The organism is Chenggangzhangella methanolivorans, from assembly GCF_019797865.1.
Classification (GTDB): Bacteria; Pseudomonadota; Alphaproteobacteria; order Rhizobiales; family Methylopilaceae; genus Methylopila; species Methylopila methanolivorans.
Genome location: NZ_CP081869.1, coordinates 5,225,218 through 5,245,395, shown reverse-complemented (window position 1 = coordinate 5,245,395; position 20,178 = coordinate 5,225,218). Strand labels below are relative to the sequence as shown.

The following is a 20,178-nucleotide window of genomic DNA, read 5'->3' as shown; positions in this document are numbered from 1 at the left end:
CCACCACCATGCCCCTCTTCCCCCGCCTCGCCCTCGCCGGCGCTGATCGCCGCGGCCGCAGGTCCGGCGTTCGCCTTCGACGCCAAGGAGAAGGAGGAGATCGGCAAGATCGTCCGCGAATATCTCGTGACCAATCCAGAGGTGCTCTACGAGGCGCAGCAAGAGTGGAACCGGCGCCAGCAGGCCAAGCTCGCCGAGCAGCGCGCCGACGTGCTGAAGACCTATGTGTCGAAGATCGACGAGAAGAAGCTGCACGCCGTCCTCGGCAATCCGAAGGGCGACGTCACGCTGGTCGAGTTCTTCGACTACAATTGCGGCTTCTGCCGCCGCGCCATCAAGGACATCGACGCGCTCGTCGACAACGACCCGAACCTGCGCGTCGTGGTGATGGAGCTTCCGGTCATCCGCGAAGAGTCGGTCGGGGCCGCGCAGGTCTCGATCGCCCTGAACCGCATCGCCGGACAAGTTCCGCGCCTTCCACGACAAGCTGCTCGGCGGCCAGTCGCTCGCGACCCGCGACAAAGCGCTCGCGGTCGCGACCGAGGTCGGCGTCGACCGCAAGAAGCTCGAGGCCGCGATGGGCGCGCCGGAGGTCGAGGCGACCCTGCTCGAATCGAAACAGCTCGCCGACGATCTCGGCGTCGAGGCGACGCCGACCTACGTGATCGGCGAGGCCGTGGTGCCGAACACGCGCGGGATCGTCGACGACCTCAAGGGCCGGGTCGCGGCGCTTCGGAAGTGCGGCAAGGCCATGTGCTGAGCCGATCGCCGGCGGTCCGGCGCGCCCGACCGCCGGCGGTTCCGCGCAGCCTTCGAACCCTCCTGTTCCGGAATCGCTTGGGTTCGGGCCGCGTCTTTCCTATAAGGCGGCGTTCTGCGGCTTCCGGCCGCGCCCGTCCCGGCGGCCAGCCGGGCCGCCTCAGCGAAGCGTCCCTTGAACCCAGTGGTCTTCATCCTCAATGGACCGAACCTCAATCTGCTCGGGCTGCGCGAGCCGGCGGTCTATGGCTCGGCGACGCTCGGCGACGTCGAGGCTCGTTCGCGCGACGTCGCCGACGGACTCGGCCTGTCGGTCGTGTTCCGCCAGTCCAATCATGAGGGCGAGCTGATCGACTGGATCCAGGAGGCGAGGCAGGCGGCGGACGGCGTCGTGATCAACGCCGCCGGGCTGACCCACACCTCGGTCGCCCTGCAGGACGCGCTGCGCGCGGTGGAAAAACCGATCGTCGAGGTCCACATCTCGAACATTCACGCCCGCGAAAGCTATCGCCACCATTCCTACATTTCCGCCGTCGCCGACGGCGTCATCGTCGGCTCGGGATCGACGGATACGAATTCGCCCTTCACGCGCTCGCGCGTCGCATCCGCCGGGACGGCGGCCCCGCGACGATCGCGGTCTGACCGCGGAAAGCGGCCCCGGAGACGGAGCATACCCACATGAAGACTTGCCGCCGATGAGCAAAGCACCCGTCCGCCACAACGACGACCAGGCCTTCGTCCGAGAGCTCGCCGAGCTGCTCGAGGAGAAAGGCCTGAGCGAGATCGAGATCGAGCGCGGCGACTTCCGCGTCCGCGTCGCGCGCCAGCTCACCGCCGGCCCGGCCGTCGCGCCGGTCTACGCCGCTCCCGCGGCGGCATCCGCCGCGCCGGCCGCCGCCGCCGACGATCCGGCCAAGCATCCGGGCGTCGTGACGTCGCCGATGGTGGGGACCGCCTATCTGGCGCCCGAGCCCGGCGCGAAGGCCTTCGTCGAGGTCGGCGCCAGCGTCCGGCAGGGCCAGACGCTGCTGATCGTCGAGGCCATGAAGACCATGAACGCGATTCCCGCGCCGCGCGCCGGCACGGTTCGCGAAATCCTCGTCGCCGACGGCCAGCCGGTCGAATTCGGCGAACCGCTCATCATCGTCGACTGACCCGATGGCCGGCATCGACAAGGTCCTGATCGCCAACCGCGGCGAGATCGCGCTGCGCATCCTGCGCGCCTGCAAGGAGCTCGGCATCGCGACGGTGGCGGTCCATTCGACCGCCGACGCCGACGCCATGCATGTGCGCCTCGCCGACGAGAGCGTCTGCATCGGCCCGCCGGCCGCGCGCGACAGCTACCTCAACATCCCGGCGCTGCTGGCCGCCTGCGAGATCACCGGGGCGGACGCGGTGCATCCCGGCTACGGGCTTTCTCTCGGAGAACGCGCGCTTCGCCGAGATCCTCGAGGAGCAACCTCACCTTCATCGGCCCCAAGCCGGGGCACATCCGGATCATGGGCGACAAGATCGAGGCGAAGCAGACGGCCAAGCGCCTCGGCATTCCGGTCGTGCCGGGCTCGAACGGCGGCGTCACCGACGAGGTCGAGGCGATGCGCGTCGCCAAAGAGATCGGCTTCCCGGTGCTCGTGAAGGCGGCGGCGGGCGGCGGCGGGCGCGGCATGAAGGTCGCCAAGACCGAGGACGATCTCGTCGAGGCGCTGCAGACCGCGCGTTCGGAGGCCAAGGCCGCCTTCGGGACGACGCTGTCTATCTTGAAAAATATCTCGGCCAGCCGCGCCACATCGAGATCCAGGTGCTCGGCGACGGCGAAGGCGCGGCGATCCATCTCGGCGAGCGCGACTGCTCGCTGCAGCGCCGTCACCAGAAGGTCTGGGAAGAGGCCCCCTCGCCTGCGCTCAACGCGGCCGAGCGCGAGCAGATCGGCGAGACAGTCGCGGCCCGATGCGCGAACTGAAGTACCGCGGCGTCGGCACGATCGAGTTTCTTTACGAAAACGGCCGCTTCTACTTCATCGAGATGAACACCCGCATCCAGGTCGAGCATCCGGTGACCGAGATGGTCACAGGGATCGATCTGATCAACGAGCAGATCCGGATCGCGGGCGGCGCGCGTCTCGGCATCGCCCAGGAAGACGTGATCTTCCGCGGCCACGCCATCGAGTGCCGGGTGAACGCCGAGCATCCCGAGACCTTCCGGCCCTCGCCCGGCCGCATCGCCTACTACCACGTGCCCGGCGGCCTCGGCGTGCGCGTCGACAGCGCGGCCTATCAGGGCTACGCGATCCCGCCGAACTACGACTCGATGATCGGCAAGCTGATCGTCCACGGCCGCAACCGCACCGAATGCCTGATGCGGCTGCGGCGCGCGCTCGACGAGTTCGTGGTCGACGGCGTCGACACCACCCTTCCGCTGTTCCGCCGGCTGGTGCGCAACGCCTCGATCCAGGACGGCGAGTACGACATCCACTGGCTCGAGAAGATGCTGGCGGAGTCGCAGGGCGGGGAGTGAAACGCGCGGACGCCGACTGCGTGCTTCGAGACGCGCCTTCGGCGCTCCTCAGCATGAGGAAGGTGGAGGCCCGAACGTTTCGGTATATTTTCGCTCCACGGTCCTCATGCTGAGGAGCCTTCCGCAGGAAGGCGTCTCGAAGCACGCAGTTCGCGCCCGCAGCCGAGTCGCTCCCGTATGACCCGCATCAACGACGTCCTCGTCGAGATCACGCCGGAGGTCCTGCTCAAGGCCTACGCCTGCGGGATCTTTCCGATGGCGGAGAGCGCGAACGACCCCGGCCTGTTCTGGATCGAACCGGAGCAGCGCGGCGTTCTCCCGCTCGACGATTTCCGCGTTTCCGATCGTCTCGCGCGCACCGTGCGGGGCGACCGCTTCGAAATCCGGATCGACTCTGCGTTCGACGCCGTAATGGAGGGCTGCGCCGCGCCGGCCCCCGGGCGGCAGAAGACCTGGATCAACGAACGCATCCGGAAGCTTTACGGCGACCTCCACGCGATCGGGCGCTGCCACAGCGTCGAGGCCTGGGCGGACGGCCGTCTCGTCGGCGGGCTCTACGGCGTGCGGCTCGGCGCCGCCTTCTTCGGCGAGAGCATGTTCCATGTCGAGCGCGACGCCTCGAAGGTCGCGCTGGTCCACCTCGTCGCCAGGCTGAAGGTCGGCGGCTTCCATCTGCTCGACACCCAGTTCGTGACGGACCACCTTCGTCGATTCGGCGCAGTCGAGACGCCGCGGCGCGACTATCATCGTCTGCTCGAGGCCGCGCTTGCGCATGAGGGCGATTTCTTCGTCTGGCCCCGCGAAAAAATCATGAGCGGCGCCGAAGCCTTGGGCGCGATTGGAGTCGCTCCGGTAACGCTTCGGTAACGACATTCGAACGTTACTCGTCGGATGTCGCCCGAGGGTTACACCGATGACCGCCGCTCTCCCCAAGCCTGACCAATCCTTCAGCCGCGCCATCGCGGACTGGAAAGGCGAACCCGCCGAGGACGCCGCCTTCTCGTCCGGCGATCCGCTCGAGCCCCCTTACGAGCGCGATCGTGCGCGCTGGTCCTTCGCCCCTTACGCGCTCGCGGCGGCGCTCGCGATCGGCGCGGGGGCGGCCGCCGCCTCCTTCGCGACGGCGCCGGCGCTGACCGATTCGCTTGACACCGTCGCGGCGCTCGACGCCCGCGCGGTCGGGCTCGACTCGAACATCGATCCGAGCGGCCAGCAGAAGAAGGCCGCGGCCCTCAACAAGGACATGACCGCGCTCCGCAACGAGGTCTCGCGCCTCCAGCGCGCGCTCGACCAGTCGAAGCAGAGCCAGTCGCAGCTGTCGAAGTCGGCCGCCAACGCCGCCGCCAACAGCCAGGACGAGGTCCGCGCCCTCAAGTCCGAGCTCGCCGGCCTCCAGAAGACGCTCGACGCGACCCGTGACCAATCGAGCTCCAAGATCGAGACGCTCTCGGCCAAGCTCGACCAGTCGAAGGGCGACGCCCAGCGCGTGGCCGAGATGCAGGAGCGTCTCGACCGCATGGAGAAGCAGGCGACCGAGGTTCGTCAGGCCGCGGAAGCCAGGCAGAACGAACAGCAGCGTCTTGCGCGCGCCGACGATCAGATCGCGACCGGCAGCGTCTCCCGCGACGCTCGCGCCGCCACCGCAGCCGAAGAAAAGCCCCGCGACAACGCCAAGATCGTCCGCAACTGGACGGTGCGCGAGGTCACCCGCGGCGTCGCCCTGCTCGAAGGCCGCTACGGCATGATCGAAGTGGTGCGCGGCGCCCGCGCCCCGGGCATCGGCCGCGTCCGCTCGATCGAGCGCCGCGACGGCCAGTGGGTCGTGGTCACCGACCGCGGCCTCGTGATCGAACGCGCCGAGCTTTAAACGCGGATTTAAGTCCCGCTGGGCCAGGCTCTTCCGAAGACCTCCGGGAGAGCCCACGGCGTGACCGCGCCCGACCCCACCGCCCTCGCCATCCGCGCCCGCATCGTCCCCGTGACTCTCGCGCTTATCGGGGCCTATGCGGTGGCGCTCGGCGCCATGTGGGCGACGTCGTCGGGCGGCCTCGACGCCGCGGGCCGCCCGCTCGGAACCGACTTCTCCAATGTCTGGGCGGCCGGCCGCCTCACGCTCGAAGGCGCTCCGCAGGCGTCTTACGACCTCGCGCGTCACTACGCCGAGCAGGTGAGGGAGTTCGGTCCGGGCGTGCCGTTCTTCGGCTGGCACTACCCCCCGATGTTCCTCGCGCTCGCGGCGGCGCTCGGCGCCCTGCCCTATCTCGGAGCGCTCCTCGTCTGGCAGGCCGCGACGCTTCCGATCTATCTCTATGGCCTCGTGAAGATCTTCGGCGAGAGCCGCCGCGAGCTGCTGTTCGCCGGCCTCGCCTTCCCGGCCGTGTTCGTGAACCTCACCCACGGCCACAACGGGTTCTTGACCGCGGGCCTGTTCGGCCTCGGCCTTGCGCTGCTGCGCAGCCGGCCGATCCTCGCCGGCGTTCTGCTCGGCCTCCTCGCCTACAAGCCCCAGTTCGGCGTGCTGCTGCCCTTCGCGCTCGCGGCCGGCGGCTATTGGCGGACCGCGTTCGCCGCCGCCGCCACCGTCATGGCGACCTGCGCGCTGTCTCTTGCGCTTTTCGGCGTCGAGACCTGGCAGGCGTTCGCCGCGAGCGCCGCCTTCACCCGCACGGTGGTGCTCGAGGCCGGCGACACGGGCTGGCACAAGATCATGAGCGTCTTCGCGGCGGCGCGCGCGCTCGGCGGCGGGTTGCCTACCGCCTATGCGGCGCAAGGGATCGTGGCGGCCGCGACGCTCGCGGTCGTGATCCGGCTCTGGCGGAACGACGCGCCCTTCGGCGCCAAGGCCGCGGCCTTGCTCGCCGGCTCCGTTCTCGTGACGCCTTACGCGCTCGACTACGACCTGATGATCCTCGCGCCCGCCCTCGCCTTCATGGTGCGCGACGCGCTCCAGCTCGGCTTCCGCCGCTTCGAGGCGGCCGCGCTCGCCTTCGTCTGGGCCGCGCCGCTCGTCGCGCGCACGCTCGCCGAACTCACGCTGATCCCGGTCGGCTTCCTCGCCACGTTGACGCTGTTCGCGCTCGCCGCGAGCCGCGACCCCCCCTCTTCGCCCTCTCACGGACGCACGCCCATGCCGCAGGTCGTTGAACGCCTCTACGAGCTCGCGAACCTCAAGCCGCAGGCTGCGCCGCTGAAGGTCGCGGTGCTGCTGCCCTGCTACAACGAGGAGGCCGCGATCGGCGACGTCGTGCGCGGCTTCCGGGCCGTGCTGCCGGGCGCCGATATCTACGTCTACGACAACAATTCGAAGGACCGCACGATCGAAAAGGCCGAAGAGGCCGGCGCGATCGTCCGCCGCGAGCGGCGGCAGGGGAAGGGCAACGTCGTGCGCCGCATGCTCGCCGACGTCGAGGCCGACGTCTACCTCATGGCCGACGGCGACCTGACCTACGATCCGCTGGCCGCCCCGCTTCTCATCGAACGGCTCGTCTCCGAGCAGCTCGACATGGTGGTGGCGACGCGCGAGGGCGAAGGCATGCTGGCCCGCAAGGGCCACGCCGCCGGCAACGCGATGTTCAACCGCATGATCACGCGCCTGTTCGGGACCGGCTTCACCGACATCCTGTCTGGCTACCGAGTGTGCTCGCGACGCTTCGCCAAGTCGTTCCCGACCGCCTCGAACGGCTTCGAGATCGAGACCGAGCTCTCGATTCATGCGCTCGACCTGCGCCTTGCGGTCGACGAGATCCCTGTCCGCTACGGCAAGCGTCCGGAGAACTCGACCTCCAAGCTCTCCACGTTCCGCGACGGCTTCCGGATCCTCTGGACCATCGCGATGATGTACCGCGCGGTGAAGCCGTTCCGGTTCTTCGGCGCGATCGCGCTCGCGCTCGCAGGCGCAGGCGCGGTCCTCGGCGCGCCGGTGGTGGTGGAGTTCCTGGAGACGGGACTCGTGCCCCGCCTGCCGACCGCCGTGCTCGCCGCGAGCGTGATGCAGCTTTCGGTGCTCAGCCTGGTCTGCGGCATCGTCGTCGAGGCCATCGCCGAGGCGAGGCGCGAAGCCAAACGGCTCCGCTACCTCGAACTGAAGGGCGCGTGAAAGCCGGCCCGTCAGGCCGCCTTCAGCCTGACGGTCGCTCCGACCGCGCTTTCGATCGCCTTTTCGCGCAGGCTGGGCCCAGCCATCACGCCTTCGGCGACCAGAAACTCGACGTCCGTGACGCCGATGAAGGCGAAAACCGCCTTCAAGTAGCTCTGGACATGCTCGAAGGCCGCCATCGGCGTGTCCGCGCCGTAGAAGCCCCCGCGGGAGATGGCGACGACGACGCGCTTGCCGCCCGCAAGACCGACCGGCCTGCCGTCCTCGCCGTAGCGGAACGTCTTGCCCGCCACGAGCACGCGATCGACCCAGGCCTTGAGTTGGCTGGGCACGCCGAAATTGTACATCGGCGCGCCGATCACCACCACGTCGGCGTCGAGAAACTCCTGCAGCGCGCGGGCGCCCTCCTCGTTCTCGGCTCGGACGCCCGCGGGCGCGTCCGAACCGAGAGCGAGGGCCGCCAGATGGGCTCCCGAAAGGTGCGCGATCGGCGCGCCTGCGAGGTCGCGGCGGACGATTTCAAGCTCCGGAGCTTCGTTCTTGAACCGCGCGACGGCCGCGGCCGAGACCGTGCGGCTGACCGAATTGTCGCCAAGGATGCTGGCGTCGACATGAAGCAGTTTCATCTTGATCCTCGGTATAGGTTTGTGACCGAGGCTCCATAAGTTACCTTCGAGCGCGCCGCGCAAGGAGGCACAGATTTGACACGCAGCCACACCGATGTGCCCGCCCACGGCTACACCGGCGCCGAGAACCACGACTGCCGCATGGTCAATTCGGTGCTGGCGCGGGTCGGCGACAAGTGGAGCGTGCTCGTCGTCACGATCCTTGCGGACGGACCGAGGCGGTTCAACGAACTGAAGCGCCAGATCGGCGGGGTGTCGCAGCGGATGCTGACGCTGACGCTGCGCGGGCTCGAACGCGACGGGCTGGTGACGCGCACCGTGACGCCCTCGATCCCGCCGCGGGTCGACTACGAGCTCACCGACCTCGGGCGCTCCCTGCAGCGGCATGCGATCGCCCTCGCGGGCTGGGCGATCGAGAACCAGAGCGTGATCGAAGGCGCGCGCAAGGCGTTCGACGAGCGGCACGCGGCGTCCAGCTGAGACGCCCGCAAGGTCTGGCGCGGGATTTCCCAGGGTACGGCTCGCCGCCGGGCCCCGGACAGGCTCCACGCAGCTCGTACGCCGTCCGTCCCAGCCCCTGGCAAGCGCGTGATCGGCGGGCAGACCGCCAGCCGCTGACCGCGCTCCCGCGGCCGGATCGCTTGCGCCGGCCGCGCATGCGCTTATGTTTGCGGGGCGTTCCCAAGCCCCGCAACTTCGGCCCCAAATGACCTTCGTCGACGCTGACACCTCGCCCCTTCGCAAGACTGGAGCCATCAAGCTTCATGGTCCGGAAGCGTTCGAGGGCATGCGCAAGGCCGGCCGCCTCGTCGCCGAGGGGCTCGACATGCTGGGCGAACGCGTGAAACCCGGCGTGACGACCGAAGAGCTCGACCGGCTGGCGCTCGAGTTCGGCATGGACAACGGCGCGCTGCCGGCCTGCCTCTACTACCGCGGCTACACCCACACGATCTGCACCTCGATCAACCACGTGGTCTGCCACGGCATCCCGAACGACAAGCCGCTGCGCGAAGGCGACATCGTCAATGTCGACGTCACCTACATCGTCGACGGCTGGCACGGCGATTCGAGCCGGATGTATGCCGTCGGCGCGATCCCGCGCCGCGCCGAACGGCTGATCGAGATCACCTACGAGTCGCTGATGCGCGGCGTCGCGGCGGTGAAGCCCGGCGCCACCACCGGCGACATCGGCGCGGCGATCCAGGACTACGCCGAGGGCGAGCGCTGCTCCGTGGTGCGCGACTTCTGCGGCCACGGCATCGGCCGCCTGTTCCACGACGAGCCCAACATTCTGCATTACGGCCGCCGCGGCGAGGGCCCGGAGCTCAAGCCCGGAATGCTCTTCACCATCGAGCCCATGATCAATCTCGGCCGCCCGCACGTAAAAGTGCTCGGCGACGGCTGGACGGCGGTGACCCGCGACCGCTCGCTCTCGGCGCAGTACGAGCACATGATCGGCGTGACCGAGACCGGCTACGAGATCTTCACGGAGTCGCCCCGTGGCCTGATGGCTCCGAGCTTCGCGAGCGCCTGAACGAAGCCGACTGCGCGCTTCGAGACGCCGCTCGCATGAGGATCGTGGAGAAGCGAAAACCATCCTGAGGCTGAGGCGCCGGCCGTCGGCAGGCGTCCGGAATCACGCAGTTCCTTGCCGATCGTCGCGGCTGGGGCCACGATGGGGTCACGCCCCGTTCGCGAGCCAGAGCCCGCATGTCCACAGACGCCGAAAGCGCCCTGCCCGGCTTCGACGACGCGCTGCCCGCGCGCAAGACGGCGTCGCCCGCCGGCGACGCCGAGCCCCACTATCTCGGCCACCGCGCCCGGCTGAAGGCGCGCTTCCTCGACAGCGGGCCCGAATCTCTCCCCGACTACGAACTGCTCGAGCTCGTGCTCTTCCGCACGCTTCCCCGCGGAGACGTGAAGCCGCTCGCCAAGCAGCTGATCGCCGCCTTCGGCTCCTTCGCGGACGTGCTGGCGGCGCCCTATGAACGGCTCGTCGAGATCAAGGGCGTCAAGGACGCGACCGCGACCGACTTCAAGGTGATCGAAGCCGCAGCACGAAGATTCGCCAAGGGCGCGATCGGCAAGAAGACCGTGCTGTCGTCTTGGTCGGCGCTGATCGACTACTGCCGCACCGCCATGGCGTTCGACGACCGCGAGCGTTTCCGCATCCTGTTCCTCGACAAGAAGAACGGCCTGATCGCCGACGAGGTGCAGCAGTCCGGCACGATCGACCACACGCCCGTCTATCCGCGCGAGGTGGTCCGTCGCGCTCTTGAGCTTCGCGCCTCCGCGCTCATCCTCGTCCACAATCATCCGTCCGGCGACCCGACGCCGAGCCGCGCCGACATCGAGATGACTCGCACGATCGTCCAGATCGCCAAACCGCTCGGGATCGAGATCCACGACCATGTGATTGTAGGTCGCGAGGGTCACGCCTCGTTTCGCGCGCTAAAGTTGTTCTGACGGGTCGGGAGGCGCCGCGGCGCCTGAAAAAGGGGCGCCGCCCCCCTTTCCACGAGCCGCTCGTGGATTAGCATCTCTCCAGACGCGTTCTATTGGAGTCCGTTCGCTTGCCAGCCCTCGCCTTTGACGAAATGACGCTGTCCGACGGCTCAATCCGCGAGGCCTATGGCAAGCTTTCCGAATGGCTCAGCGCGGCGCCCCCCGATCTCCTGGAATATCGGGTGAAGGAAGCCGAGCTGCTGTTTCGGCGCATCGGCATCACCTTCGCGGTCTATGGCGACCAGCAGGCGCAGGAGCGCCTGATCCCGTTCGACATCATCCCGCGCATCATCACGAACCCTGAGTGGAACGCGCTCAAGGTCGGCCTCGAGCAGCGCGTTCGGGCGCTCAACATGTACATCGCCGACGTCTACGGACGGCGCGAGATCCTGAAGGCCGGGATCATCCCCGACGACCTCGTGTTCCAGAACGAGGCGTTCCGGCCCGAGATGGCGGGCAAGCGACCGCCTCACGACCTCTGGGTCCACATCGCCGGCATCGACATCGTCCGCGTCGACGCCGACACTTTCTACGTTCTCGAGGACAACGCCCGCACGCCGTCGGGCGTCTCCTACATGCTCGAGAACCGCGAGGTGATGATCCGCCTCTTCCCCGAGCTGTTCTCGCGCCACCGCGTCGCGCCGGTCGAGAAATACTCCGACGAGCTTCTGGCCACGCTGCGCTCGATCGCGCCGCGGTCGGCCTCGGCCGACCCCACCGTCGTGCTGATGACGCCGGGCGTCTACAACTCGGCCTATTACGAGCACTCGTTCCTGGCCGACAAGCTCGGCGTCGAGCTGGTCGAGGGCCGCGACCTCTTCGTGCGCGACGACGTCGTCTACATGCGCACGACCGAGGGCCCCAAGCGCGTCGACGTGATCTACCGCCGCATCGACGACGAGTGGATCGACCCGATGGTGTTCAAGCCCGAGAGTTCGCTCGGCGTTCCGGGGCTGATCAGCGCCTACCACGCCGGCAACATCACGCTGACCAACGCGGTCGGCACCGGCGTCGCCGACGACAAGGCCGTCTACAGCTACATGCCCGAGATCATTAAGTTCTATCTCGGCGCAGAGCCCATCTTGAAGAACGTCCCGACCTATCGCTGCCGCGAGCCCGAAGCGCTCAAATACGTGCTCGACCATCTGCCCGAGCTCGTGGTGAAGGAGGTCCACGGCTCCGGCGGCTACGGCATGCTGGTCGGCCCGCACGCCACCAAGGAGCAGATCGAGCTCTTCCGCGCCAAGCTGAAGCCTCGCCGGCGGGCTTCATCGCCCAGCCGACGCTCGCGCTCTCCACCTGCCCCACTTACGTCAATTCCGGCGTCGCGCCGCGGCATGTCGATCTGCGGCCCTTCGTGCTGACCGGCACGGACGCCGTGCGCATCGTGCCCGGCGGGCTGACGCGCGTCGCGATGAAGGAGGGATCGCTGGTCGTGAATTCGAGCCAGGGCGGCGGGACCAAGGACACCTGGGTGCTGGACGACTGACATGCTGAGCCGCACCGCCGACAACCTGTTCTGGCTCTCGCGCTACATCGAGCGCGCCGACTCGCTCGCGCGCATCCTCGACGCGACCCAGCGCCTCGCCTCGCTTCCCGTCGCCTATGGCGGCAAGACCAACGAGTGGGAAAGCGCGCTGCAGACCGCGGGCGTGGCCACCGCCTTCTTCGCGAAGTACGAGGAAGCCAACCACGAGAACGTGGTGAGCTATCTCGCTTTCGACCGCGACAACCCCTCGTCGATCCTGAGCTGCTTCGAGACCGCCCGGCACAACGCCCGCTCGGTCCGAACCGCGCTCACCATGGAGATGTGGGACGCCATCAACGGCGCGTGGATCGAGCTGCGCCGGACCTCCGACCGCAAGCTCGCAGGCGAGGAGCTAACCCGCTTCCTCACCTGGGTGAAGGAGATCTCGCTGCGGTTCGACGGTTCGGCCGCGCGGACGATGCTGCGGAACGACATCTACGACTTTTCGCAGCTCGGGATGCTGCTCGAGCGCGCCGACAACACCGCGCGCATCCTCGACGTGAAGTACCACCTGCTGCTGCCCGACAAGGACGAGGTCGGCGGCGGCCTCGACTATTACCAGTGGTCCGCGATCCTGCGCGCCGTGTCGGCCGTGAACAGCTACCACTGGGTCTATCGCGAGAGCCTGAAGCCCTGGCTGGTGGCCGATCTCCTGATCCTCAACGACCAGATGCCGCGCTCGCTCGCCTCCTGCTATGGCGAGCTCGTGCGCCATCTCGACGACCTCGCGCGCGCCTATGGCCGCCAGGGCCAGGCGCAGCGGCTCGCGCGGGCGAGCAGGGTGAGGCTCGACAACGCCGACATCAAGGAGGTGTTCCAGGGCGGGCTGCACGAGTTCATCACCGGCTTCATCAGCGACAACAACCGGCTCGGCTCGGCGATCCACGAGCAGTATCTCGCATGACGACGCCTGGCATGACGGTGGCTGCGACATGCGCCTGAAGATCCGTCACGAGACGGTCTACAATTTCGAGACGGCGCCGGCCTCTGTGATCCAGACGCTGCGCCTCACCCCGCGCAGCTTCGAGGGGCTGCACGTGGTGCGCTGGCGGCTCGACATCGACCGCAATTGCCGCCTCCACGCCTCGGAGGACGCGTTCGGCAACCAGACCCACGTCTTCGCGGTCGACGGGCCGGTCGAAAGCCTGAGCGTCCTCGTCGAGGGCGAGGTTGACACCCATGACGTCAGCGGCGTGGTGCGGGGCGCGGTGGAGCGGTTCCCGGCGCCGCTTTATCTGCGCGAGACCGACCTCTCGACGCCTGACCTCGACATCCGCGCCTTCGCCGCCGACGCGGCGGCCGGCGCCAAGGATCCGCTCGACGCGCTCCACCGCCTGCTCGCCCGTCCACGAGACGGTGGCCCTCGATCCGGAGGCGAAGGATCCCGCCGGCAGCGCGGCGGAGGCCTTCGGCGTGAAGCGCGGCACGCCGCAGGATCTCGCCCATGTCTTCCTCGCCGCCGCGCGCAGCCTGGGGTCGCCCGGGCGATACGTCACCGGCTATCTGCACCTGAAGGACGGCGGGCAGTCGGCCACCGCCTCGCTCAGCCAGAGCCAGGACGGGCAGACGCAAAGCATGGGCGCGGCCGAGGCGGAGGACGAGGACGACGGGCCTCGCCCGCAGAACGCCGCGCATTGCTGGGCCGAGGCCTATGCGCCGGGTCTCGGCTGGGTCGGCTTCGATCCGTCGCTCGGCCTCAGCACCACCGAATCGCACGTCCGCGTCGCCATCGGCCTCGATCATCTGGGCGCGGCGCCCACCCGCGGCTCGCGATATGGCGGGATCGGCGAGACGTTTTCGGTGGACGTGTCGGTCGAAGCTTCGGGCGGTCCGCGCGCTTTCCGCCGCGCCTGACGCCGCAGCTTTCGAACTTCGGCGCCCAGCTTTCGGCGGCGCCGGAGACTCGCGCATTGTGCCGCGGCCTTCTCCCCTGCTAGCCTCCCGCGCGCGGGAGCTCGGGATCGTATTTCTCCATGACGTATTGCGTCGGCATACTGGTCCGCGACGGGCTCGTGATGATCGCTGACACGCGGACCAACGCGGGCATCGACAACATCGCGACCTTTCGCAAGCTAAAGATCGTCTCGGAGAAGGGACGGCGCACGCTCGCCATCGCGACGTCCGGGAACCTGTCGGTCAGCCAGTCGGTGCTGTCGCTGCTGTCGGAGGGCGTCGAGAATCCCGAAACGGGCGAGCTCGAGACGCTCGACCAGCAGCCCACCATGTTCAAGGCGGCGCAGCTCGTCGGCCGGGCGGTGCGCGAGGTCTGGCGCGTCGACGGCGCGAGCCTCGAACAAATGACGGCGCGCTTCGACGTCCAGATGCTCTTCGCCGGTCAGGTGGCGGGCGGACGCCTGCGTCTCTTCATGATCTACGCCGCCGGCAACTTCATCGAGGTGACGCCCGACACCCCCTATTTCCAGATCGGCGAGCACAAATACGGCAAGCCGATTCTCGACCGGGCGGTCACCTACGACACCGACCTCTACGACGCGCTGAAGATCGGCCTGATCTCGATGGACTCGACCATGCGCTCCAATCTCGGCGTCGGCCCGCCCATCGACGTCCTCGTGCTGCGGAAGGACGCGCTCGAACCCGAGCTCGATTTCCGGATCGAGCCGAACGACCAGTATTTTCTCGATCTTCGGGAGCGCTGGTCGCAGGCGCTGCGCGACGCCCACATGCAGATTCCCCGGCCGCCTTACGGCGCGAACGTGCCGGGCGACATCTAAGCCGAGCGCGCGCCGTCGTGCGGCGTCATTCCGGGTCGATGTCGAAGTGCGTCACGTCCTCGCGGCGGCCGAGCTTGGCGTAGAGCGACCGCAGGCTCGTCGCCGTATGAAGCTCACTCGCCGAGCGTCGGCCCCTGCGGGGCCTCGGGGCGCGCGCCGCCTTTGCAGTCGATCAGCCACACGTCGTAGATCGGATGCTCGACGCCCGTGAGGCCGGGACTCGAGGCGAACATCCAGCCCGAATAGATCTTACGCTGCTCGTTGGTGAGCGTGATCTCCTCGACGTCGACATACGAGGTCGTGTTCGGGGCCTCGGTCGGCGGGCGCGTGTAGCAGACATGCGGCGTCACCTTCAGCGCGCCGAAAGTCGCGACCTTGTCGATCGGCGCGTCGAATTCGGTGATGCGGCCGGTGATCTTGTCGAGCCCGTTGAACACCGCGACCGGGTTCGAAATCCGCGGCGTCGGCTGCACGACCTCGGGCCGCGCGGCGCGCGGCTGGCGCTCGAGCGTGGAGGTGCCGGGTTCTGGGCGAGCGCGGCCGCCGGAACGAGAGCCGCGGCGGCGATCAGCAGACAGCGAAGGGACGACAAAACGGCTTTCAAGCCTCGGACAGGAGACGCGACGATTTTCGACGCCGTGAGCAAGCCCGGAAATTCAGGCGCGGACGAGGCGAAAACGGAGCCTCAGTCGCCGGGCGACCAGGCCTGATAGTCGCCGGTCGCGGCCGGACGCTTGCCCGTCGAGAGCGCCGAGCCCTTCGGGCGATAGGCGTCGGCCGAACCAGTGCGATTCGGAAGATGCGGCTTCTGCCATTCGCGCGCGACGTAGTTCTCGTTCGCAGGCGGCGTGTTGACCGTGTGGTGCATCCAGCCGTGCCAGCCGGCGGGAATCGCCGAGGCCTCGGCGTAGCCCGAATAGATCACCCAGCGCCGCTCGGTCCCGAAGGCGGCGTTCTTCGCGGGGTCGTTCGGCAGGCGATAATACTTGTTGCCGAACTCGTCCTCGCCCACGAGTTCGCCCTTGGCCCGAGAAATGGCCACGCGCGTTCCGATGGTGGAGCCGTTCCACCAGGTGAAGACGCTCGTGAGGATGCTCATCAGGGACATGGGTCGCCGCCCGCCGAGAAAGGTCCGATGGGTATCGGCCCGCAGGCTGCGTTTGTCCAGTCCGCACAGCCGTTCGGAGGCCGCTTTCGCGGGGCCGTGAACGTTGTCGCCCGCCGCTTATCCCCGGTGTTCGACGACCCTCCGGTTTTCCGCTTGACGGCGGCCGCGGCCACAATCGTCCCCGCAGTTTTCCACAGCGCGCCGGATCGGGCCGGGCCGTTAACGAGCGCTGAAAAACGACGGTTTGAGACAGCGCCGTGAACAGGTCGTCAACCTTTGATTCAGGAGTCGGGCGACACTATATCTAGTCTCGAACGGACCACATGGCCCCACAGATTGGGATACGTACGGGAAAAAGAGACTCGACTGAGACACGATTCTCGACCAGCTTCGGACCCGTCGCAGCCGACCTGATCGTCGGCGCCAGACAGCGACGGAACAATCGAACGCATCGCCCGCGCAAGGCCTCCCGGCCTTCCGGCCAAACTTGCGCACGCCCTGCGCGAGAGCGGCTTCTTGCGCTCCGGCGACTGCATCTGGAACGCTGACGCGTCTCGGGGGCGCGGCCGGCCTGACTTTTGGAGCTTTGGACGACCATGCGCATCGACCGTCGCTACACCAAGGCCGGCCAGTCGCGTTACGCGGAGATCGCGTTCCGCAAGGCGACGAGCGAGATCCGCAATCCGGACGGCTCTGTGGTCTTCCGCGCGGCCGACATCGACGTTCCGGAGGCCTGGAGCCAGGTCGCGGTCGACATTCTGGCGCAGAAGTATTTCCGCAAGGCCGGCGTCCCCGCGCGCCTGAAGCCAGTCGAGGAGAACACGGTTCCCTCCTGGCTCTGGCGCTCGGTCGCCGACGAGGCGGCGCTTCAGTCCCTGCCCGAGGCCGAGCGCTTCAGCGGCGAGCGCGACGCCCGTCAGGTCTTTGATCGTCTGGCCGGCACCTGGACGTATTGGGGCTGGGGCCAGGGCTATTTCGACACCGAGGAGGACGCGCAGGCGTTCTTCGACGAGCTCGCCTATATGCTCGCGACCCAGAAGGCCGCGCCGAACTCGCCGCAGTGGTTCAACACCGGCCTGCACTGGGCCTACGGCATCGACGGCCCCTCGCAGGGCCATTTCTACGCCGACCACAAGACCGGCGAAGTGCGCGCCTCCGAGAGCTCCTACGAGCGCCCGCAGCCGCACGCCTGCTTCATCCAGGGCGTCTCCGACGACCTCGTGAACGACGGCGGCATCATGGACCTGTGGGTCCGCGAGGCGCGCCTCTTCAAGTACGGCTCGGGCACCGGCTCGAACTTCTCCCAGCTCCGCGGCGAAGGCGAGCGACTGTCGGGCGGCGGGCGCTCGTCGGGCCTCATGTCCTTCCTCAAGATCGGCGACCGCGCCGCCGGCGCCATCAAGTCGGGCGGCACGACGCGCCGCGCGGCCAAGATGGTCGTGGTCGACGCCGACCACCCCGACATCGAGACCTACGTCTCGTGGAAGGTGAAGGAGGAGCAGAAGGTCGCGGCGCTTGTCACCGGCTCAAAGGTCGTCAAGAAGCATCTCAAGGCAATCCTGAAGGCCTGCGTGAACTGCGACGGTCCCGGCCATGACTGCTGCGACCCGGAGAAGAACCCGGCGCTCAAGCGTGAGGTGAAGCTCGCCCGCAAGGCGCAGGTCTCGGATTCGCTGATCAAGCGCGTGTTGCAGCAGGCGGCCCAGGGCAAGACCGACATCGATCTCGACACCTACACGACCGACTGGGACGGCGAGGCCTACCTCACGGTCGCGGGCCAGAACTCCAACAACTCGGTGCGCGTCACGGACGACTTCCTCCGCGCGGTCGAGCAGGACGGCGACTGGAACCTCATCGGCCGCACCACCGGCAAGGTCACCAAGACGCTGAAAGCTCGCGGGCTGTGGGACCAGATCTCCTACGCGGCCTGGGCCTGCGCCGATCCCGGCATCCAGTACCACACCACCGTCAACGACTGGCACACCTGCCCGGCTTCAGGCCCGATCCGCGCCTCGAATCCGTGCTCGGAGTACATGTTCCTCGACGACACGGCCTGCAATCTCGCCTCGCTCAACCTGCTGCAGTTCCGCCGCGCGGATAAGAGCTTCGACGTCGAGGCCTATTCCCACGCCTGCCGGCTGTGGACGATCGTGCTCGAGATCTCGGTGCTGATGGCGCAGTTCCCCTCGCGCCAGATCGCGGCCCTGTCGTGGAAGTTCCGCACGCTCGGCATCGGCTACGCCAACATCGGCGGCCTGCTGATGTCCTCGGGCGTCGCCTATGACTCGGCCGAAGCCCGCGCGCTCTGCGGCGCGCTCTCGGCGCTGATGACCGGCGTCTCCTACGCGACGTCCGCCGAGATGGCGGCCGAACTCGGGGCCTTCGACGGCTTCCCCGAGAACCGCGACCACATGCTGCGCGTCATCCGCAACCACGCCCGAGCCGCCCGCGGCGAGGCCGGCGGCTACGAGGCGCTCTCGACGCTCCCCGTGCCGCTCGACGTGGCTTCCGTGAAGCAGCGCGAGATCGCGACCGCGGCGCAGGACGTCTGGGCGAAGGCCCTCTCGCTCGGCGAGCAGCACGGCTTCCGCAACGCGCAGGTCTCGGTGGTGGCCCCGACCGGCACGATCGGCCTCGTGATGGACTGCGACACCACCGGCATCGAGCCCGACTTCGCGCTGGTGAAGTTCAAGAAGCTCGCGGGCGGCGGCTACTTCAAGATCATCAACCGCGCGGTGCCGGAGGCGCTCCGGGCGCTCGGCTACGCCGAGCACCAGATCGCCGAGATCGAGGCTTACGCCGTCGGCCACGGCTCGATGCGCCAGGCGCCGGGCGTCAACCCCTCGACGCTCCGCACCAAGGGTTTTTCGGACGAGGCCATCGAGACCCTGGAAGGCGCCTGCAAGTCGGCCTTCGACATCAAGTTCATCTTCAACAAGTGGGACGCTGGGCGAAGCCTTCCTGCGCGACCAGCTGAAGGTGCCGGCCGAGAAGCTCGAGGATCCGTCCTTCGACCTGCTTGTCCATCTCGGCTTCACCAAGGCCGAGGTCGAGGCCGCCAACACCCATGTCTGCGGCGCGATGACGTTGAGGGCGCGCCCTTCCTCAAGGCCGAGCACTATCCGGTGTTCGACTGCGCCAACCCTTGCGGGCGCACCGGCAAGCGCTTCCTCTCGGTCGAGAGCCACATCCGTATGATGGCGGCCGCCCAGCCCTTTATCTCGGGCGCGATTTCCAAGACCATCAACATGCCGAACGACGCGACCGTCGAGGATTGCGCCGCGGCCTACGACCTCTCCTGGAAGCTCGCGCTGAAGGCCAACGCCCTCTATCGCGACGGTTCGAAGCTCAGCCAGCCTCTTTCCGCGCAGCTGATCTCCGACGAGGAGGACGAGGACGACGCGATCGAGGCTCTCGTGGCCGCGCCGCAAGCGGCGCGGACGGCCCAGGTCATCGAGAAGATCGTCGAGCGCGTGCAGCTCACCCGCGAGCGCGAGAAGCTTCCGTCCCGCCGCAAGGGCTACACCCAGAAGGCGATCGTGGGCGGCCACAAGGTCTATCTGCGCACCGGCGAATATGACGACGGCCGCATCGGCGAGATCTTCATCGACATGCACAAGGAAGGCGCGGCCTTCCGCTCGGTGATGAACAACTTTGCCATCGCCGTCTCGCTCGGCCTGCAATACGGCGTGCCGCTCGAAGAATATGTGGAGGCCTTCACCTTCACCCGCTTCGAGCCGGCCGGCTTCGTGCAGGGCAACGACACGATCAAGAACGCGACGTCGATCCTTGACTACGTGTTCCGCGAACTCGCGATCTCGTATCTGTCGCGCTACGACCTCGCCCATGTCGACCCGTCGAGCATCACGCCCGACGCGATCGGCGAGGGCGTGAGCGAGGACCGCGCCCCCTCCCCGGTCCCGGTCTCCAAGGGTCTTGTGCGCGGCCGGCAGCTCTCCGCGGTGCCCTCCTCCACGACCAACGGCGAGCCTCGCGGCGCGGCCAGCGCCTCAAACGTGACCGCGATCGGCGGCCGCCCGGCGGTGACGGCTCTCTCGTCCGGCGGCGCCGCAACCGCGCTGAAGCGCGAGCCCGCGCGGGAAGAGACGCCTGCGCTCGGCCATCTCGCCTGGGAGGCCCCGAAGGAGCCCGCCCCTGCCGCCAAGACCGCCGAGGCCCGCCGAGCCGAAGCGCGCGTGAAGGGCTATGAGGGCGACAACTGCTCGGAGTGCGGCAACTACACGATGGTGCGCAACGGGACGTGCCTGAAGTGCGACACGTGTGGTTCGACGAGCGGGTGCAGCTGAGCG

The 20,178-nt window shown here is 68.1% G+C and carries 16 protein-coding genes and 4 pseudogenes; 17 read left to right on the top strand and 3 right to left on the bottom strand.

Annotated features, from left to right (window positions below; genetic code table 11):
- Window positions 1–126: 126 nt before the first annotated feature.
- From K6K41_RS30895 to K6K41_RS29895, 8 genes and pseudogenes are all read left to right on the top strand, one after another.
- Window positions 127–435 (top strand): annotated as a pseudogene (locus tag K6K41_RS30895) (thioredoxin domain-containing protein); the annotation flags it as partial.
- 52 nt (window positions 436–487) lie between these two features.
- Window positions 488–760 (top strand): DsbA family protein, encoded by a 273-nt coding sequence (locus K6K41_RS27635; RefSeq protein WP_261405848.1) that lies wholly within the window; start codon window positions 488–490, stop codon window positions 758–760.
- Window positions 761–943: 183 nt separating this feature from the next.
- Window positions 944–1,441 (top strand): type II 3-dehydroquinate dehydratase, encoded by a 498-nt coding sequence (gene aroQ, locus K6K41_RS27630; RefSeq protein WP_315855249.1) that lies wholly within the window; start codon window positions 944–946, stop codon window positions 1,439–1,441.
- Between the two features lie 13 nt (window positions 1,442–1,454).
- A complete protein-coding gene (gene accB, locus K6K41_RS27625; RefSeq protein ID WP_261403184.1) occupies window positions 1,455–1,913 on the top strand; it encodes an acetyl-CoA carboxylase biotin carboxyl carrier protein in 459 nt (152 codons plus the stop codon).
- A gap of 4 nt (window positions 1,914–1,917) precedes the next feature.
- Window positions 1,918–3,273: pseudogene (accC, locus tag K6K41_RS27620) on the top strand (acetyl-CoA carboxylase biotin carboxylase subunit).
- A 177-nt stretch (window positions 3,274–3,450) separates the two neighbouring features.
- On the top strand, window positions 3,451–4,140 hold the full coding sequence (gene aat / locus K6K41_RS27615; protein ID WP_261403183.1) for a leucyl/phenylalanyl-tRNA--protein transferase: 690 nt from the start codon (window positions 3,451–3,453) through the stop codon (window positions 4,138–4,140).
- 46 nt (window positions 4,141–4,186) lie between these two features.
- Window positions 4,187–5,140: a hypothetical protein gene (locus K6K41_RS27610; protein WP_261403182.1), complete on the top strand. Its 954-nt coding sequence runs from the start codon at window positions 4,187–4,189 to the stop codon at window positions 5,138–5,140.
- Between the two features lie 60 nt (window positions 5,141–5,200).
- Window positions 5,201–7,369: a glycosyltransferase 87 family protein gene (locus K6K41_RS29895; RefSeq protein ID WP_315855105.1), complete on the top strand. Its 2,169-nt coding sequence runs from the start codon at window positions 5,201–5,203 to the stop codon at window positions 7,367–7,369.
- Window positions 7,370–7,380: 11 nt separating this feature from the next.
- Here K6K41_RS29895 and K6K41_RS27595 read toward each other — a convergent pair whose 3' ends face one another.
- The gene (locus K6K41_RS27595) at window positions 7,381–7,995 is read right to left on the bottom strand and encodes an FMN-dependent NADH-azoreductase (RefSeq protein ID WP_261403181.1); all 615 of its coding nucleotides are present in this window, start codon (window positions 7,993–7,995) and stop codon (window positions 7,381–7,383) included.
- Window positions 7,996–8,070: 75 nt separating this feature from the next.
- On the opposite strand from K6K41_RS27595, the gene K6K41_RS27590 reads away from it, so the two are divergent.
- The 8 genes and pseudogenes from K6K41_RS27590 to K6K41_RS27560 all read left to right on the top strand — a co-directional run bounded on the left by K6K41_RS27590 (window position 8,071) and on the right by K6K41_RS27560 (window position 14,760).
- Window positions 8,071–8,475, top strand: a complete 405-nt coding sequence (locus tag K6K41_RS27590; RefSeq protein ID WP_261403180.1) for a winged helix-turn-helix transcriptional regulator — start codon at window positions 8,071–8,073, stop codon at window positions 8,473–8,475.
- Between the two features lie 226 nt (window positions 8,476–8,701).
- Complete coding sequence (gene map, locus K6K41_RS27585) at window positions 8,702–9,529, top strand: type I methionyl aminopeptidase (protein ID WP_261403179.1); 828 nt, start codon at window positions 8,702–8,704, stop codon at window positions 9,527–9,529.
- Window positions 9,530–9,705: 176 nt separating this feature from the next.
- Window positions 9,706–10,461, top strand: coding sequence for a RadC family protein (gene radC / locus K6K41_RS27580; RefSeq protein WP_261403178.1), 756 nt, complete (start codon window positions 9,706–9,708; stop codon window positions 10,459–10,461).
- 131 nt (window positions 10,462–10,592) lie between these two features.
- Window positions 10,593–11,989 (top strand): annotated as a pseudogene (locus K6K41_RS27575) (circularly permuted type 2 ATP-grasp protein).
- Between the two features lies 1 nt (window position 11,990).
- The gene (locus tag K6K41_RS27570; protein ID WP_261403177.1) at window positions 11,991–12,932 is read left to right on the top strand and encodes an alpha-E domain-containing protein; all 942 of its coding nucleotides are present in this window, start codon (window positions 11,991–11,993) and stop codon (window positions 12,930–12,932) included.
- 28 nt (window positions 12,933–12,960) lie between these two features.
- Window positions 12,961–13,143: pseudogene (locus K6K41_RS29890) on the top strand (transglutaminase N-terminal domain-containing protein); the annotation flags it as partial.
- A 241-nt stretch (window positions 13,144–13,384) separates the two neighbouring features.
- Window positions 13,385–13,882 carry a transglutaminase-like domain-containing protein gene (locus K6K41_RS29885; RefSeq protein WP_315855104.1) on the top strand — a complete coding sequence of 166 codons (498 nt, stop codon included), beginning with the start codon at window positions 13,385–13,387 and terminating at the stop codon, window positions 13,880–13,882.
- 119 nt (window positions 13,883–14,001) lie between these two features.
- On the top strand, window positions 14,002–14,760 hold the full coding sequence (locus K6K41_RS27560; RefSeq protein ID WP_261403176.1) for a proteasome-type protease: 759 nt from the start codon (window positions 14,002–14,004) through the stop codon (window positions 14,758–14,760).
- A gap of 113 nt (window positions 14,761–14,873) precedes the next feature.
- On the opposite strand, the gene K6K41_RS27550 is transcribed toward K6K41_RS27560, so the two are convergent.
- Window positions 14,874–15,233, bottom strand: coding sequence for a DUF2155 domain-containing protein (locus K6K41_RS27550; protein ID WP_261403175.1), 360 nt, complete (start codon window positions 15,231–15,233; stop codon window positions 14,874–14,876).
- Between the two features lie 212 nt (window positions 15,234–15,445).
- Window positions 15,446–15,862 carry an NADH:ubiquinone oxidoreductase subunit NDUFA12 gene (locus K6K41_RS27545; protein ID WP_261405846.1) on the bottom strand — a complete coding sequence of 139 codons (417 nt, stop codon included), beginning with the start codon at window positions 15,860–15,862 and terminating at the stop codon, window positions 15,446–15,448.
- Between the two features lie 602 nt (window positions 15,863–16,464).
- Between K6K41_RS27545 and K6K41_RS27540 the strand changes: the two genes are divergently transcribed.
- Window positions 16,465–20,175, top strand: coding sequence for a vitamin B12-dependent ribonucleotide reductase (locus K6K41_RS27540; RefSeq protein WP_261403174.1), 3,711 nt, complete (start codon window positions 16,465–16,467; stop codon window positions 20,173–20,175).
- The last annotated feature ends 3 nt before the right edge of the window (window positions 20,176–20,178 follow it).